Genomic DNA, 13,732 nt, shown 5'->3' with positions numbered 1-13,732 from the left:
CGAGGCCGCCCTCGTTGCCGCCGACCTCCTGGCTCGGCGCCGCGCCAGGCAGGTCATTACTGCTGATGCATGAGGTTGAGGTGCTCGCCCTTCCGAAGCCGGGCATTCACCGACCGCCGTGTGAACGGCTGACCTCGCGCTCGCTCACGGGCTCTACTGCGATCCACGGCGTCCTCCAGTTGCCAGCGTGTGTCTTGATCATCGAGTACCTCAGGGCGCCTCTCGATCACCACCGTCCGGAGGATGTCGGCCATTGTGTGCAGGTCTTCCAAGGCATCCAGCGACGAAGCTTCATCCTGGCCAGCAAGATAGCCTCCCGGGCCGCCGCAGTCCTCCGGTGGGCAGGTGCCGTCGCCGCCAGTGCAACGCGGATAAGCCTTGCCCGGTTCTCCAGGCAGGTGATCCTCAATCCTGATCTCGTGCCGCCAGGGGATGTTCAGGTCGTACTCATAGACAAACCGGGCGCCTTTGCGCAGCCGCAGCCCAGCCAGCGTGACGTCTGGCGACGAGGCCGATATTTCGCAGGATCCATAGCGGCGGGACCGGAGGCAGAATTGGTAGAGGTGGATGCCCTCCCACCCCATCACGACCTGGATGACGCCATGCAACTCCCGCAGGGTACAGGTATTCGGCACCAGAAACCGCCGCCACACCATCGGGCTGATCCCGATCAACCACACCTTGATCTGCATGATCCCAGCCTCGTCCGTGGCGGAGGGATCAGCGTCAGCGGACGGTTTGGCCTGAATCGAAGGTCGGGGCACCACGCCAGCTTACCGCAGATCAGCCTGCGCCGTCACACCCCACACTTCCTGATGGTCTCCAAAAGCGGCATAAGGCGGTGCAAAATACCCACTTGTGCGAAACTCCTAAGTCTCGCACACCCCCTCTGACAAAAGGGGCACGATTTTGCGGAGCGGCCGCCAGGTCTTACTATCGAGCACGGGCCGCCGATGAAACAGCTACACCTACATATATCCCTTGCTGGCTCAGGTCGAAGTCGGCTGGGTTACGTTGACGCGGAGCCAATCGGCCAACCGGCTGAATTCGAACGTACCGGTCTCATAAAGGTTGATTATAAAAGCGTAGGTTGCGGCGGCTTCCGCCGTGATATGGGTGCCGTTGATCGCAAGGAAAGTATAGGTGGTGGCGAAGGCGGTGCGCTTATTGCCGTCGATGAATGGGTGGTTCTGCGGCATGCTCTCCCACAATGCGGCGGCTTCCTCAATCAAATCGGCATAATATCCCGTCTGGGGACGGAACAAGGCCGCTTCCAGCAAGCCGCGATCCCGCACGCCGGCAGCGCCGCCGTAGCGGTCGATCTGATCGGCATGGATGGCAAGAACTTCAATGACGGTCGGATAGTCCGTCATTCAGCCAGCTTCTTGTAAAGCGCTCCGAATTTCGCATGGCTCGCCTGGTAAGCGGCCATGACATCGGCACGGGGTTTACCCTGCTTCCGCTTTTCGACCAGATCGGCCAACGCTTCATCGACAAGCGCCTGAATCTGGCGCCCCTCGCTTTCCGCGAGGCTGCGTAGGGCGGACAGAATTTCCGAATTCACCTGGGTCGCGAATTTCTCGCGCGCTTGGGCGGCCATGCCACACCTCCATTCTTCTCTTTTTAACTTATCATGATTTGTCATGAAATATCAAGGTACGAGATTAGGGAGAGAAAACGCTAGGATCATCCCCGGTTGGCCATGAGCCGCCTCTGTCTGTTCCGATCATTGAGTTCGCAGCCTATCTCTCCATCTCCATGCCCCTGTCACGGCCGCGCTCGAGCTGTTTCTGGGCTGCGGCCTGCTTCTCGCGGGCGGCCTCCCGGGCCTTGGCCAGTTCGGCGGCCCGCTGCCGTGACCGCTCGAGAGCTTTCTGCCGCGCCCGTTCCAGGCTGATGTCGCTCACCGGCATTTCCCGCTGCTGTCCGGGCTCATGCGCCGCCTCCCGCGCCAGCAGGCTGCGCGCTGTCTGCCGCTCCGCCCAGCGTGACCAGGCGGCGGACAGCTTGTCCCGGTCATCGGTGATGATTCTGAGCCCGGAGCGCTCCCGCGACGCCGCCACATAGGCAGTCTGGGCTGTCGCCACCCGGCCGGCCTCACCCACCACGATCGTCCGCTCCACCGTCGCCCCCTGGCTGCTGTGGATGGTCCGGCAATAACCATGATCGATCGCCTGTGCCCGGTCCATGCTGATACGGATTTCTGCGCCGGCATCACTGCGCACCAGCGCCTCGCCCCGTGCCCGGTCCAGCCCGGTCACCATCCCGCCCATGCCGTTGTTGACGCCAAGAGCTCGGTCGTTCTCCCGGAACACGATCCGCTCGCCCTCAGCCAGGCCAAGCGCCCGCGCATGATAGGCGGTCGCCGTCTCGCCCGATGGCCGCCAGGCAATCTCCCGGACGCCGGCCCCGTCGGCAGCGCCGCTCAGCGATCGCAGCGTCACATGATCCCCGTCCCGGCCGACAACCTCCCACTGGCTGCCACGATCCGCCACGGCCGCACGACGATCTTTCAGCGGCCGGGTGAACACCACCACCATCCCGGACTCGTAGGACTGAACCCGTCGTGCCTGCTCACGGGTAAAATCCGCCTTGTCGAGCGCCTGCACCGAGAGCTCATCGCGGCCGATCTCGCCGCGCGCCCGCAGGCCAGTGCGAATTTCCGTGTTCACCGCCGCACGCATCCGGTTGGTGCCCGCCAGCACCAGCGTATCGGCCCGTTCCGCAGCGCCAAGACCAAGATAGGCTTCGGCCGCCGTCACGGCGAGCTGATCCTTGCCAACCACCGTCATGTAAGGCTGCGCCGCCTGCACCGCACCGGCCGCATCACCACGCGCAAAACGCTGCGCAATCTCCCGCAGCGCAGGATCACACTGCCGTCGGACCTCATCCATCCGCACATGCCGCAACACGTTGGCCTCCAGCATCTGCTGGAACGGCGAGCCGGCCTCCACGCTCGCCAGCTGACGTGGATCACCGACCATCAGCGTCCGCGCCCCCTCCACCTCGGCACGCCGCATCAGTCGGTCCATGTCACGTGCCGAGACCATCCCCGCCTCGTCCAGGACGTAGAGACGCCTCTCCCCCTCACGCACCATTTCAGGCGCCGGCTGGCGCAACCCGGCTTCCAGGGTCAGCGTCCGGTCGCAGCCCGCTGTGCCCAGTTCACGCGCCGCCGCGGCACTCGGCGCAAGGCCGATCACCTCATAGCCGGCCTGCCGGTACGTCTCGACAATCGCCGCCATCGACCGCGTCTTGCCCGACCCCGCTGCCCCGACGATCCCCAGATGCCGGTCTGCCGAACCCAGTGCCAGCCGTACCGCCTCCCGCTGTCCCCCGGTGAACACCAAGTTCTGCCGATCTTCATGCGCCGCCAGCAGCGCCTCGATCGCGTCGGATTCCCCCAGCGGGCGGGCAGCATCCCGTCCGGATTGCACCAGTTCGAGCGCCCGGTGTTCGGTCTCCAAAGCCTCCCGCGTGGTGAATACAAGCCCCCGACGCGCATCCGATCCGGCTACCAGCCCCCCTTCACGCGCCTCGATCGCCCGCCGGATCCCTGCCGGCGTCACCATGCCCATTCCCGCCAGCAGCGCCTCGCGCATCAGGTCCGCTTCGCTGAACACGCTCGCGCGTTCACTCAGATGCCGCGCCGCCCCCGTCACCGCCTCCCGCGCCAGGGCCCATTCATCTGGCCGCCAAGCGTCGCCGTCGCGGCCGGCAACCAGAACCTTGCCCCCACGATCCCTAGCCAGCGCGGCATGGCGGAGCTGCTCAAGGTCGACCCCGACTTCGCGCGCCCGGGCGCGCCACGCATAACGCTGGTCAAGCTCACCCGGCTGCCCCTTCTCCACCCGGGTCGATACATTCGCCCGCACCCGCTGCGCCGCACTCGCCGCCTCCCGGTCTAGACCGCCCGCCGCCAGCGTCCGGTCGATCTCCGCCGTCCGCCGACTGAACGCCGCAATCTGCTCCCGCGTCAGACCTGCGATCTCGAACCCATCTCGCGTCCGCTCGATCCCGTAGCCAAGCTCCGTCACGCGCTTCGCCAGCTCTGCCTTGTACACTGCGTCCAGCGTGTGCAGCGTCTCGTTCCGCACCCCGAAGTCAAGCGACGCCGCACTCCAAACCCCATCCGATCGCCGCGTCATGTTGGCGATGATCAGATGCGTGTGCAGCTGCGGATCAGCCACCCCGTCCACTGGCCGGCTGTCCTCATGCCGATATGCGGCCGCCACCATCCGTCCGGTCCGCTCCACCACCGCCCCCGCCTTGCCCCGCCGCGCCACCAGCATCAGACGCTCGACCTCGCCCGCCGCCGCCCGCACCGCCTCATCATGCGCCGCCAGAAGCCTTGCATCGCCCCCAGCCAGCGCCAGGATGCTGACACTCTTCGGCGCACTGATCGTTAGATCATGCCCCAGACGGCGGCTTCCCGCCCGGTTGCCCCGCCCGCTTAGATCTGTCCCGTCGGGGAGCCGGCCCGCCAGAACCGACCCCAGCGTCGCGCCGTCTACCGCACCGGCCAGACCAAGCTCGGTCGCACCGGACCCCAGCCACACCGACGGTGCCGCGCGGCCCTGGTAATAGCCGATCGCCGCAGCGCCTCGCTCCGCTGCCAGGCCGTCTTGCCGCTCCGATTCCAGATACCGCACCACCCCGGCGATGCTGGCACCGGAACCGCCACCTGACGCAGATCCCTGCCCGGAGCCTTGCGCGGTCAGATGGCTATATGAAATCATCGTCTGGTCCTCGCTGTCATCGCTGTTGGTTGTCGGATGTGGCGTCACCAGAAGGGCTGGCGGCTAGTCGTTTCTGCTTGCTTGTCGGAGATGGGGCGTGATACCCCGGCTTCTGCCCTTGCCATGCATCATAGGTGCGGTTGTGTGTAAAAGACAAGCGAAGCTTGTCGTCGATATACCAGAAATTGCGCTCCGGTAGCTGAATGGTCGTCACTTGAATGAATACCGATATTGAAGCGATACTCAATTAGCTATGTTGTGACAGACCGATATTGCCTCATGGATCGCGTCGGGCAATGGTCATCATGAGACCGAACGAGAAAGGGCGATCGCCATGGCAGATGATACGCAGGTAAAGCAGGCTGCTGGAATCAGCCGTGACGATATCAAGGCGATCGCGGCGCAGATGAAAGCACTCCCTGCCGCCCGTGACGCCGCCCTCCTGACCAAGCGTGCCGCGATCGAATCCCTCAGCGGTGAGATCAAATCCATGCGCGACAAAGGCTATACCATCGACCAGATCGCCAAGTGGCTGCGCGATAACACCCCCCTCGCCGCTAGCGCCGCCACCATTCGCTCGGCTCTCGCCAGAAAACGCAGCCGCAAGCCAGCATCATCCACGCGAACAGAGGCGAAGATGGGGAACGCTGGATCAGCGGCATCATCGCAACTTGGCAAGCATACGGCAGGTACTGTCCGCAACACGGCCGATCGTCCGTCAAATCCGGCGCCGCCAGAAAAAGTGCCGGACCGCGCGAAGGCGACCGATACCGAGAAAACACCGGGTGCGGGCACGTTCGCCATCGGGAGCGATGACGTATGAGAGGCATCATCTATGTCGGCGGCAACAAAGGCGGTGTCGGCAAGTCCATGGTCGCCATCGCCCTCGCCGATCATCTCCGCCACGTCCTCAACCGGCCCGTCTTCCTCATCGAGACCGATACCGCCAACCCTGACGCTGCCAAATGTCTCGGGGACGAACTCGACGCCACCCTCGCCGCCGATACCCGCACCGAGGCCGGATGGCAGACCATGCTCAACGCCATCGAACAGCACCAGGACAAGACCTGCGTCATCAACGCCGGTGCTCGCGACAATGACGCCATGCGCCGCTACGGCGACTACCTCCACCGCGGCGCCGAAGCCCTCGCCACTCCCATCGCTATCGCATGGGTGATCAACGACGAGCGCGACAGCCTCCTCGCCCTGCGGGATTTCCTGAACAGCTACCCGGGACGCGTCGACGTCATCGGCAACCGCTTCTTCGACGAGGCCGGCACCTTCGCCGTCTACCGCGACAGCAAAATCCGCACCGAGATCGAGGCCCGCAGCGGCACGCTCCGCCCCTTCCCGATCCTGCCCAGGCCGCTGGCCGCCGCGGTCAAGACCGATCGCCGCTCCCCCGCCACTATTCTCGCCCAGGCCCCACTGTTCGAACGTATCGCCCTGGAAAAATGGCGCGCCGATTGCGCCGAAACCTTTGCTCCCCTCCTCGCCGCCGCCAACCGGACCTGAACCGGACGAGCCGCTGGCCGCCCAAACACAAGCATCCAATCCCAGGTTCGCCGGCGCCGCGGCGAATCGCTCTCCCGTCGCAAAGGACCCACCCGTCGATGGCCACCGATATCGAGACCGCCTACCGCGAGATCGCCGGTTTTGCCCCCGATCAGGACGCCATCAACCGCATCCGTAGCGCCGGCCGCGTTCTCCGCCTGCAGGACCAGGACAGCGGCTGGCTCCTCCTCATCACCCTCGAGGCCCACAACGCCGCCATCCGCAACACGCTCGACGCTGCCTCTACCCTCGCCGCAGCCGCAGGCGCCGCCGCCGGTGACGCCGGCAAGGCAGCCTCCGCCATCGCTCGTGAGATCAGCCGCGCCGGACCAACCCTCGCCAAATCCATTCAGGACACAGCCATCGAGGTCGGCCGCGATCTCCGCGGCTCCATCGATCAGGCCACCGGGGCCGCAAAGGATACAATCACCGAAACAATCGCCACCGGCACGACCAAAATGGATGGCGCCATCGCCGAAACATTCCGTCTGGCCACCGACCAGCTTAACCTGGCCGCCGACAATCTCCGCTCGGGCGCCACCGAAACCCGCGACGGCTTTATTACCCAATGGAAAGTTCTCGCCGCCGAAGCCACCTCAGAGGCCCTCGACGAACGGATCAAGATCGAAGCCGCCCGCTCCCGTCGGGCCAGCCTCGGCACCTTCACCACCGCCCTCGCCATCGCGGCGATCACCTTCGGCGTCTCGGTCTTCATCGCCCACCGCCAGGGCTGGCACCACGGCTACCGCACCGGCAAGGCCGACCTCCTCACCCACGTCCACAACCAGAAAATCCGCGCCTCCTGGGCCAATACCCCAAACGGCAAACTCGCCTATCAGCTCTACAAGGCCGGCTTCATCCGCAAACTCGCAACCTGCTCCGGACAGGGATGGAAAATCGAGACCAGAGACGGCAAGCCGCTCTGCCTGCCAGAAGCAACAAAAGGCGGAACCATCTACGGCTGGTTCCTGAAATGACAGCCTCAGACGCCCAGCGGGCGGAGCGTTTAAGCGACCGCCGCAAGCTCATAATCAACGTGCAATGCGTCATAGGGGAAGATCACCCCACCAGCCTCGTCCGGCCGCAACACGCCTGCGAGCAACAAAGCCTGAACATCGCCATGGACCGCTTTCACATCCCGCCGGACCAGCCGTGCCAGCCCCCTGATCGACATCGCTTCTTTCCCGGCCATCGCCTGCAAAAGTTCCTGCCGGCGCGGCGTAAGGGTCCGCCACATCAGATCAAGGTTCGGAAACGTGATGCGCGGTTCCTGCGCGACGCCGCGAAATGCGGCCGCTAGTCCCCTCCGCGCCTCGTCCAGACTGCCAACGCTGATCGTCACTGTGCGTCTTGCTGTTTCAACCATGCTTCGACATCCTTCCAAAAATCAGCCTCTAACTGGTCAAGTCCGCAAAATTCATAAGGCTCTTCAACCGGGCCGATATGTTTATGGTCCCCCTTCCCGGCTTCATTGTCGTAGCGAAGGGCGCAAACGCCGTTCGATACCAAGGCCAGCCGGTATTTGAACGGATGACTGCTTGCCGGCACCGGTTCGGGCACCCGCCACACAACCATTTCGATGAACGCGGTCTCAGATAACGGCCGCCGGTAGTCGAAGATCGGAACCGCCCTCACCATGTTGGCCACCATACCAACATGCTTGAGTGTTGTCTATCTCGCCAACACCACATTCTCACTCGCCCTGAATAGCTGCGCGCGGCGCCGGTCCGTAGCATCGCCCAGAAACCGCCACCCGCCCGCCACCGATGGAGGGGTCGTTTGCGGGAGGGGGCGGAATCCTACGCTTGGCGGCAAAGCCCAGCGGCTCAGTCGCCCAATCGGCTATGTATCGCAAACGAGTGTTTGAGATGTAGCCATAAAATGGCACGCGAAAGCCGATTTCGTTGCTCCATAACCCGTATCACAATCAACGTGTCGCATAGGTTCGCACTCAATGTTCAGATTCGGGCCTTACCGTAGGATTTCGCCCCCTCCCGCAAACGACCCCATGGAAAAAACGGCACCACGCCATCACGTCCGGCTCGTCATCTTGTGCAGGGGCGACGCAATAGCCGACCCCCGGATCGGTATTGTCGCCTGGCCGCTCCGCATTCCCCAGATGGTGCGCGACAGATTGAGATCGCCAGCACGGGCTTTCGCCACCATCCCGTGAAAATACCCCCCGGCACTCCCCCGGAAATAGTCCGCCGGCTTGGTGGAAACGATCGCCAAGGCAATCGCCGCATGCTCTCGACCCATAGTCACACACGCCTCGCCCCAGAGCGGTTTTGAGACCCCAAGATCGTGCCGCAGCCAATCCGCTGCCTCCACGATTTCAGGCCAGGTCGGCGATCCTTTCGCCAGATAGGGTTTCAACCGCGCCGCAAGCCGGACCAGCTCGTCCGGCGTAATCCGCATCACCGCGCCGCTATCGGTTCTTGCCGTCCGCGCGGCTCGGCCTGCTTGCCTTTGTGCCCTACTGATCGAGCGTTCCTGCCCAATTTGCTCTTTTCCTCCGTTCCAATCCGCCTGCGCCACACTGCCAGTATCCAAACCGTCCCAGGCAGACGGTTTTTCCCCACCACCGGAAACCGGCTTACTTTTCTCCTGAGCAATTACTGTATCCGAAGGATCAAAGGTTTGGTTTGTAGATGTATTATGGGGCTGGTTTTCCGGCCCCTTGGGGTCGGTTTCCACAGAATAAGGCACTGAAACGCTTGCATTTGGCACCCGGGGCAAAAGCGCCTCCAGACGCTCCCGCGCCTCCTGCTGACGTCGCTCAAGGTAAGAAACACCGGAGAAGAGATCGTCCAGGCGGTCGGCCTTTGTCAGCCTGCGGGCAAGCTTCTGTGCCTCCTCCGCCTGTGACTGCCATGCCGGGTCCAGCACGCCATACTCGGCCGCCGTCGCCGCGATCTGAAGCAATCCCGTGCTGGCGATGCTCGCGCGCCGGCGAAGCTGCCGGATCGCCTCGCGGGTTTCTCGTCCCCGCTCCGCCACCGCCCGGAACTCCTCCATGCGAACGGCGAGGGGCGAAAGGTCAAATCCATACGCCTCGATGATCCGCCCCGCCTTGTTGCGGCGCCCATAGCGCTTGCCGTTCGGGCTGTCTTTCATCACCACCAGGCCAAGCTCGACCAGATGCCGGTTCAAGGCTTTCACCTGGCTCAGGCCCAGCCCCAGCGCCTCAGCCTGCATAAAGGCGGAAGGCCACACCACCGGTCGGCTGCCAAGCTCCCAGTCCTGTTTTTGGGTGAACCGGAATAGCCAATCCACCGCATGCACCGCGCGATGCGACAGGCCCAGATAGGGCGCGGCGGACTTGAACGCGGCTAAAACCGCCCCCGGACTCCCCTCCCCGTCTGACAATCCGGTGAAATTTTCTGCCGTCCTCCCCGTCGCCAGCATCGCTGGGGACAGGCGGCGAAAACCATTAGGTGATTGTTTTGTCTTTGTTTTTTGCCCCGTTCCGGGATCGATCGTCGGCATCGTGATCCTCCATTCTGGTTGGATCGCGACAGGCAAAGCTCTCCTGTTTCCGGAAACGGCAATTTCCGCTTGGCAGGAAGGCTCTCAATAGCTATGTTCGGGATTACTGAGGCCCGAACGGTTGCCGATGAGGCCCGTCACGAATTTTCGCAAAGCCCGCCCGGCAAGGCGGGCTTTTGCATGTCTAGGCGGTTTTCTGGATAGCCTCCTTCCCACGTTCAATAAGTTGCAAGAGCGCCTGGCTACGATTGCGCAGCCCCTGGCGCTCCTTGATGTCGTCGATGAAGGCGAGTGTCTCGTCGGGTAATTGGAACAGCGTCTCCCTCCAACCGGCCTCACGCATGCGCTGGCGGTAGCGGGAGACCTTGCCGTTATCCCGGGGTGCTTCTTTCGACATCGACGAACCCGAATCAGTTTCTAGATACTTGGACTGTCGGGCCAATCCACCGCTTTGTCTAGAGATTCGTATGAACGAGTCGCGATAAGGCCCTGCAATCAGGCCTTTTCCTTGAAAATTCCGGCTGCGGAGATGCCGTCGCCGCTCATGCCGGGCTGCGACTGGGGATGCGACTCGGGCGCGCCGTCACGATAGCCTTCCCTGCTCAGGCGTCTCCGAAAGCACGCTTGGCATTGTGCTTTCGATAGAGTTCCTCGATCGCGAACTTGATCAGCTCGGAATTGTCTTTTTTCAGCCGCACGCGCAGAAGCGCGATCATCTCCAGCGTGTCGTCGTCGAGATAGCCGCCAAAATGCTTGAGCTGTGCCCGGCTTGGCTTGAACTTGCCCGCACGCCCGGCAGGTTTTCGCGCGGGCCTAGGCATCTCGGCGATTTCCGCCGCGGCGATGACTGCTGGCTCCGCCGGTATGGTCGCGGGTCGCGCTTTTGTAGGCAGGTCTTCAGGCTCCTGCTGCCGGCCCTGCATGGCGGCGAGAAAGGTTTGAGCAGTGGGTTTCTTGCTCACATCACGCCACCCTGTGCACAATTGCACTTGTAGTCAATTGCAATTCCGTACGGAACCACTCCCACAAGGCATTGATTTCCTGAGCCGCTTTGCTCTCGGGCTGCACTTCCTGCGCCGTAAGTCCCTGCAGACTGCCGTCCCGATGTACGTTGAATTCATGCAGGACGACAGGAGCACACGGCACGTTCTGCGCGGCGGCGACACCGCGAATGACCTCGGCTTCTGCCCTGCCAGACGGGTGCACGAAATTAGGAACGACAAAGGCCGATGTGCCGGTTGTGCGTGCGAGGCGCGCCGATTTCGGCAATCCCTCGAAGGATTCGATCTCCGAAGTGCAGGGAATCAGTACGAGGTCGGCGGCTTCAACGGCGGCCGGCGTCTCGACGCTGCGGCCGGGCGGCGTGTCGATGAGCACCAGGTCACACCCGGCCTCCTCCGCCCGCTTGAGGGTCTCTTCAAGGTCATTTTCGGTGGTGAACTGGACGAGCGGCAAAGGACGGTCATCTGGCCGGCGGCGACGCCAGTTTATCGAATTCTGCTGGGTATCCATGTCGAGGATCAGGACAAGGAGTCCGGCTGACGCGGCCGCAGTACCGAGGCTGCGGGAGAGCATGGTCTTCCCTGCCCCGCCTTTGTTGATGGTAATCGCCGTGACCTTCACATCCGCCTCCTGTGCACACGTGCAGACCGGCAATGCTGCACTGATTCTGGCGTGTGGTCAATTGCATGATTGCATTTGTTCTGTTTTCCACATGTGGTCTATTGGTTTTGCGCAAAAATGCACGTGTGCACTATGGGTAAATTGCAGTTATGCAAATCCGCATGGCTGCACATATGCAAATTCGAGCGCAGCACGCATGCGTTTGTACTGGGCGCCCCACTTGGCGAGTCACTTTGTGCATGAGTGCACATATGCAATCGTGCATATGCGCACTTTCCGCCAGCGCGTATCCGGCGGGGAGGATTTGGAGGACTGGCACATGCTACGCATAGCATCTCTCAGCCGCCTATCCGGCGGGGAAGGGAGATGCCGTGAAGATCCTCCCCGCCCTCAGCGGGGCGCGTCGGCGCCCAAATCAGGGGCCTGCTTCCTACCAGGGCGCCGACGGTCGCTTGACGGGGCAGGGGAGGGGGTACTCCCGCCCCCCGCCCCGCAGGTCCCCGTTTCAATCAGAATAAGCTTGTTTTATAACACTGAGTGTTATATACACCGTGGCCCTTAGAGTTCAGAAAGTGCTGATGCGCGTATTCAAGAATAAGCCGTTCGCACGATTTGCGCGGAAGGCGGGACTTGCCGACCAAGCTTTACTCAAGGCGATTGCCGATGCCGAGCAAGGTTTGGTGGATGCTGATCTTGGGGGTGGGGTACTGAAGCAGCGCGTCGCACGGGAAGGCGGCGGAAAATCGGGCGGATTTCGTACGATCATTCTGTTCCGGTCTGGTGAGCGGGCTTTTTTTGTTCACGGGTTTGCCAAAAGCGATCGCGCCAACATCCGCGATGATGAGCTGGCGGCATTCAAACTGCTCGCGGCGTCCCTGCTGGCTTATGATGATGTGTCTTTGGCGGCCGCGGTCGCCGCAGGCGTTTTGATGGAGGTGAAGGGCGATGATGAAGCAGTATCGTAGCGCGGTCATGGCCTCGATCCATGAGACGGCGGAAGGCCTGCACAATGCCGGCGTGATGGATAAGCAGACCATGCGCAAGTTTGACGACGCCTGTTTGACGCCGGTGCACCCGCTTTCCGCTGAGGAAATCCGGGCGCTGCGCGAGCGGGAAGGGGCCAGTCAGGCCGTGTTTGCCCGTTATCTGAACGTGACCACCGGCCTAATTTCGCAATGGGAGCGGGGCGAGAAGCATCCCCAGGGCGCTTCCCTGAAGCTCCTGTCACTTGTCGCTAAAAATGGGCTGATGATGGTCGCCTGATCGGACATCAAAGCGCCGACACGTCGCCAAACCATGCCGTGACGGCCAAGCTGTTTCATGCGTGTCGAAGTGACTTGGAGGGCGTTGTTGGTGTGGACATCTGGTAATCGCGGTTGGGAGCGTGAACCGTTCATAGTGCCGCGATCCGGGCGCTGTCGCTCGGCAGTTTGCTTTGGGGTAGCGTCAGACGCAGCCCGCGCTCGGTTTGTTTCAACTGGTCGACACGGATGGCAGCCAGCTCCGAACGGCGCAGCGCGCCGGCGAACCCGACCAGCAACAGCGCCCGGTCGCGCAGGCCGCGGAGAGCATAACGCCACACGTTCTGACGCGTCAGCGGGTCGGCCAGATCGTTCGCGCCATCGCCGTCGCCGCCGGAATCAGCAAGCGCGTCTACCCACATCTGCTGCGCCATACCGGCCCGAAGTAACGGATCGCCCCGCGCTGTAGCATAAGCGGACAAAGTGGGAACATCAGGCTGCGTGGGTGGTCGTGTCGGGGATTGGCCGGAGCGGCCGCAATCCGGCATGGTTTTCCGTCGATTTCTGATTGGCGCTCCAGATGTAGTCGCCGGTCAGGTTCACATGCTCCCAGCCGATCGGCGAGAGATGTCTGAGGAGGGTTCCGGGCACATCCTCGACCTGGCGTAGGGCCTGTATGGCTTGCGCGAGATAGCGTGTGTTCCAGAGGATGATGGCGGTGACCAGGAGATTCAGGCCAGAGGCTCGATGTGTCTGGTTCTCGAAGGTCCGGTCGCGGATTTCGCCGAGCCGGTGAATGAAGACGGCGCGGGCCAGGCTGTTGCGGGCCTCGCCCTTGTTGAGTTCATGACTGCTTTCACGGCGCAGGCCCGGATCTTCCAGCCAGTCGAGGGTGAACAGCGTCCGCTCGAGACGGCCGAGTTCGCGCAGTGCCGCGGCAACGGCGTTCTGTCGTGGGTAGGCGGCGAGTTGTCGCAGGATCACCGACGCGGACACCGTGCCGGTGCGGATCGAGGTGGCGATCCTCAGGAGATCGGGCCAATGGGCGCGGATGAGATCGACGTTGATGCGGCCGGCGATCATCGG

General features: G+C 62.9%; 17 protein-coding genes. 5 read left to right on the top strand and 12 right to left on the bottom strand.

What is annotated here, in order from left to right:
• Positions 1 to 56 precede the first annotated feature (56 nt).
• The 4 genes from RT91_RS10715 to mobF all read right to left on the bottom strand — a co-directional run bounded on the left by RT91_RS10715 (position 57) and on the right by mobF (position 4,787).
• Positions 57 to 692 carry a plasmid pRiA4b ORF-3 family protein gene (locus RT91_RS10715; RefSeq protein ID WP_035187222.1) on the bottom strand — a complete coding sequence of 212 codons (636 nt, stop codon included), beginning with the start codon at positions 690 to 692 and terminating at the stop codon, positions 57 to 59.
• 297 nt (positions 693 to 989) lie between these two features.
• Complete coding sequence (locus tag RT91_RS10710) at positions 990 to 1,373, bottom strand: type II toxin-antitoxin system death-on-curing family toxin (protein ID WP_035187220.1); 384 nt, start codon at positions 1,371 to 1,373, stop codon at positions 990 to 992.
• On the bottom strand, positions 1,370 to 1,600 hold the full coding sequence (locus tag RT91_RS10705) for a hypothetical protein (RefSeq protein WP_035187218.1): 231 nt from the start codon (positions 1,598 to 1,600) through the stop codon (positions 1,370 to 1,372). The genes RT91_RS10710 and RT91_RS10705 overlap by 4 nt, the downstream gene beginning before the upstream one ends.
• A gap of 142 nt (positions 1,601 to 1,742) precedes the next feature.
• Positions 1,743 to 4,787, bottom strand: a complete 3,045-nt coding sequence (mobF, locus tag RT91_RS10700) for a MobF family relaxase (RefSeq protein ID WP_240314265.1) — start codon at positions 4,785 to 4,787, stop codon at positions 1,743 to 1,745.
• Between the two features lie 286 nt (positions 4,788 to 5,073).
• Here mobF and RT91_RS10695 point away from each other — a divergent pair, with 286 nt between their 5' ends.
• Genes RT91_RS10695 through RT91_RS10685 form a run of 3 tightly spaced genes read left to right on the top strand, consistent with a single transcriptional unit; the run spans position 5,074 to position 7,270 of the window.
• On the top strand, positions 5,074 to 5,562 hold the full coding sequence (locus tag RT91_RS10695) for a hypothetical protein (protein WP_035187214.1): 489 nt from the start codon (positions 5,074 to 5,076) through the stop codon (positions 5,560 to 5,562).
• Positions 5,559 to 6,254, top strand: coding sequence for a hypothetical protein (locus RT91_RS10690; RefSeq protein WP_035187212.1), 696 nt, complete (start codon positions 5,559 to 5,561; stop codon positions 6,252 to 6,254). Before RT91_RS10695 ends, RT91_RS10690 begins: the two co-directional genes overlap by 4 nt.
• Positions 6,194 to 7,270, top strand: coding sequence for a MobE (locus RT91_RS10685; protein ID WP_240314264.1), 1,077 nt, complete (start codon positions 6,194 to 6,196; stop codon positions 7,268 to 7,270). Before RT91_RS10690 ends, RT91_RS10685 begins: the two co-directional genes overlap by 61 nt.
• A 29-nt stretch (positions 7,271 to 7,299) precedes the next feature.
• On the opposite strand, the gene RT91_RS10680 is transcribed toward RT91_RS10685, so the two are convergent.
• The 6 genes from RT91_RS10680 to RT91_RS10655 form a co-directional block, all read right to left on the bottom strand.
• Positions 7,300 to 7,659, bottom strand: a complete 360-nt coding sequence (locus RT91_RS10680; RefSeq protein WP_007425015.1) for a hypothetical protein — start codon at positions 7,657 to 7,659, stop codon at positions 7,300 to 7,302.
• Entirely contained in the window at positions 7,632 to 7,943 is a 312-nt protein-coding gene (locus RT91_RS10675) for a DUF6516 family protein (RefSeq protein ID WP_035187207.1), read from the bottom strand. The genes RT91_RS10680 and RT91_RS10675 overlap by 28 nt, the downstream gene beginning before the upstream one ends.
• Before the next feature lie 381 nt (positions 7,944 to 8,324).
• Entirely contained in the window at positions 8,325 to 9,782 is a 1,458-nt protein-coding gene (repC, locus tag RT91_RS10670; protein WP_035187205.1) for a plasmid replication protein RepC, read from the bottom strand.
• Positions 9,783 to 9,966: 184 nt separating this feature from the next.
• Positions 9,967 to 10,179 carry a hypothetical protein gene (locus RT91_RS10665; protein WP_035187203.1) on the bottom strand — a complete coding sequence of 71 codons (213 nt, stop codon included), beginning with the start codon at positions 10,177 to 10,179 and terminating at the stop codon, positions 9,967 to 9,969.
• Between the two features lie 205 nt (positions 10,180 to 10,384).
• A complete protein-coding gene (locus RT91_RS20580) occupies positions 10,385 to 10,744 on the bottom strand; it encodes a hypothetical protein (RefSeq protein WP_035187202.1) in 360 nt (119 codons plus the stop codon).
• A gap of 1 nt (position 10,745) precedes the next feature.
• Positions 10,746 to 11,405, bottom strand: coding sequence for a ParA family protein (locus RT91_RS10655; RefSeq protein ID WP_051788242.1), 660 nt, complete (start codon positions 11,403 to 11,405; stop codon positions 10,746 to 10,748).
• Positions 11,406 to 11,983: 578 nt separating this feature from the next.
• Between RT91_RS10655 and RT91_RS10650 the strand changes: the two genes are divergently transcribed.
• Together RT91_RS10650 and RT91_RS10645 are read left to right on the top strand one after the other, a co-directional pair.
• On the top strand, positions 11,984 to 12,370 hold the full coding sequence (locus RT91_RS10650; protein ID WP_035187200.1) for a type II toxin-antitoxin system RelE/ParE family toxin: 387 nt from the start codon (positions 11,984 to 11,986) through the stop codon (positions 12,368 to 12,370).
• Complete coding sequence (locus RT91_RS10645) at positions 12,351 to 12,668, top strand: DNA-binding transcriptional regulator (protein WP_035187199.1); 318 nt, start codon at positions 12,351 to 12,353, stop codon at positions 12,666 to 12,668. The genes RT91_RS10650 and RT91_RS10645 overlap by 20 nt, the downstream gene beginning before the upstream one ends.
• A gap of 130 nt (positions 12,669 to 12,798) precedes the next feature.
• Here RT91_RS10645 and RT91_RS22540 read toward each other — a convergent pair whose 3' ends face one another.
• Together RT91_RS22540 and RT91_RS10635 are read right to left on the bottom strand one after the other, a co-directional pair.
• Positions 12,799 to 13,080 carry a hypothetical protein gene (locus RT91_RS22540; RefSeq protein WP_035187197.1) on the bottom strand — a complete coding sequence of 94 codons (282 nt, stop codon included), beginning with the start codon at positions 13,078 to 13,080 and terminating at the stop codon, positions 12,799 to 12,801.
• 58 nt (positions 13,081 to 13,138) lie between these two features.
• Positions 13,139 to 13,732 (bottom strand): Tn3 family transposase (locus RT91_RS10635; RefSeq protein WP_035187195.1); only part of this gene is annotated, 594 nt, incomplete at its 5' end.

Source organism: Acidiphilium sp. JA12-A1 (assembly GCF_000724705.2).
GTDB lineage: Bacteria > Pseudomonadota > Alphaproteobacteria > Acetobacterales > Acetobacteraceae > Acidiphilium > Acidiphilium multivorum.
This window is presented reverse-complemented; position numbering and strand designations above follow the sequence as displayed.

Bases quoted from the DNA above. Each gene is read 5' to 3' on its own strand.
- RT91_RS10715 (WP_035187222.1), bottom strand. From the start codon at position 692: ATGCAGATCAAGGTGTGGTTGATCGGGATCAGCCCGATGGTGTGGCGG.
- RT91_RS10710 (WP_035187220.1), bottom strand. From the start codon at position 1,373: ATGACGGACTATCCGACCGTCATTGAAGTTCTTGCCATCCATGCCGAT.
- RT91_RS10705 (WP_035187218.1), bottom strand. From the start codon at position 1,600: ATGGCCGCCCAAGCGCGCGAGAAATTCGCGACCCAGGTGAATTCGGAA.
- RT91_RS10695 (WP_035187214.1), top strand. From the start codon at position 5,074: ATGGCAGATGATACGCAGGTAAAGCAGGCTGCTGGAATCAGCCGTGAC.
- RT91_RS10690 (WP_035187212.1), top strand. From the start codon at position 5,559: ATGAGAGGCATCATCTATGTCGGCGGCAACAAAGGCGGTGTCGGCAAG.
- RT91_RS10685 (WP_240314264.1), top strand. From the start codon at position 6,194: ATGGCGCGCCGATTGCGCCGAAACCTTTGCTCCCCTCCTCGCCGCCGC.
- RT91_RS10680 (WP_007425015.1), bottom strand. From the start codon at position 7,659: ATGGTTGAAACAGCAAGACGCACAGTGACGATCAGCGTTGGCAGTCTG.
- RT91_RS10675 (WP_035187207.1), bottom strand. From the start codon at position 7,943: ATGGTGGCCAACATGGTGAGGGCGGTTCCGATCTTCGACTACCGGCGG.
- repC (WP_035187205.1), bottom strand. From the start codon at position 9,782: ATGCCGACGATCGATCCCGGAACGGGGCAAAAAACAAAGACAAAACAA.
- RT91_RS10665 (WP_035187203.1), bottom strand. From the start codon at position 10,179: ATGTCGAAAGAAGCACCCCGGGATAACGGCAAGGTCTCCCGCTACCGC.
- RT91_RS10650 (WP_035187200.1), top strand. From the start codon at position 11,984: ATGCGCGTATTCAAGAATAAGCCGTTCGCACGATTTGCGCGGAAGGCG.
- RT91_RS10645 (WP_035187199.1), top strand. From the start codon at position 12,351: ATGATGAAGCAGTATCGTAGCGCGGTCATGGCCTCGATCCATGAGACG.
- RT91_RS22540 (WP_035187197.1), bottom strand. From the start codon at position 13,080: ATGGCGCAGCAGATGTGGGTAGACGCGCTTGCTGATTCCGGCGGCGAC.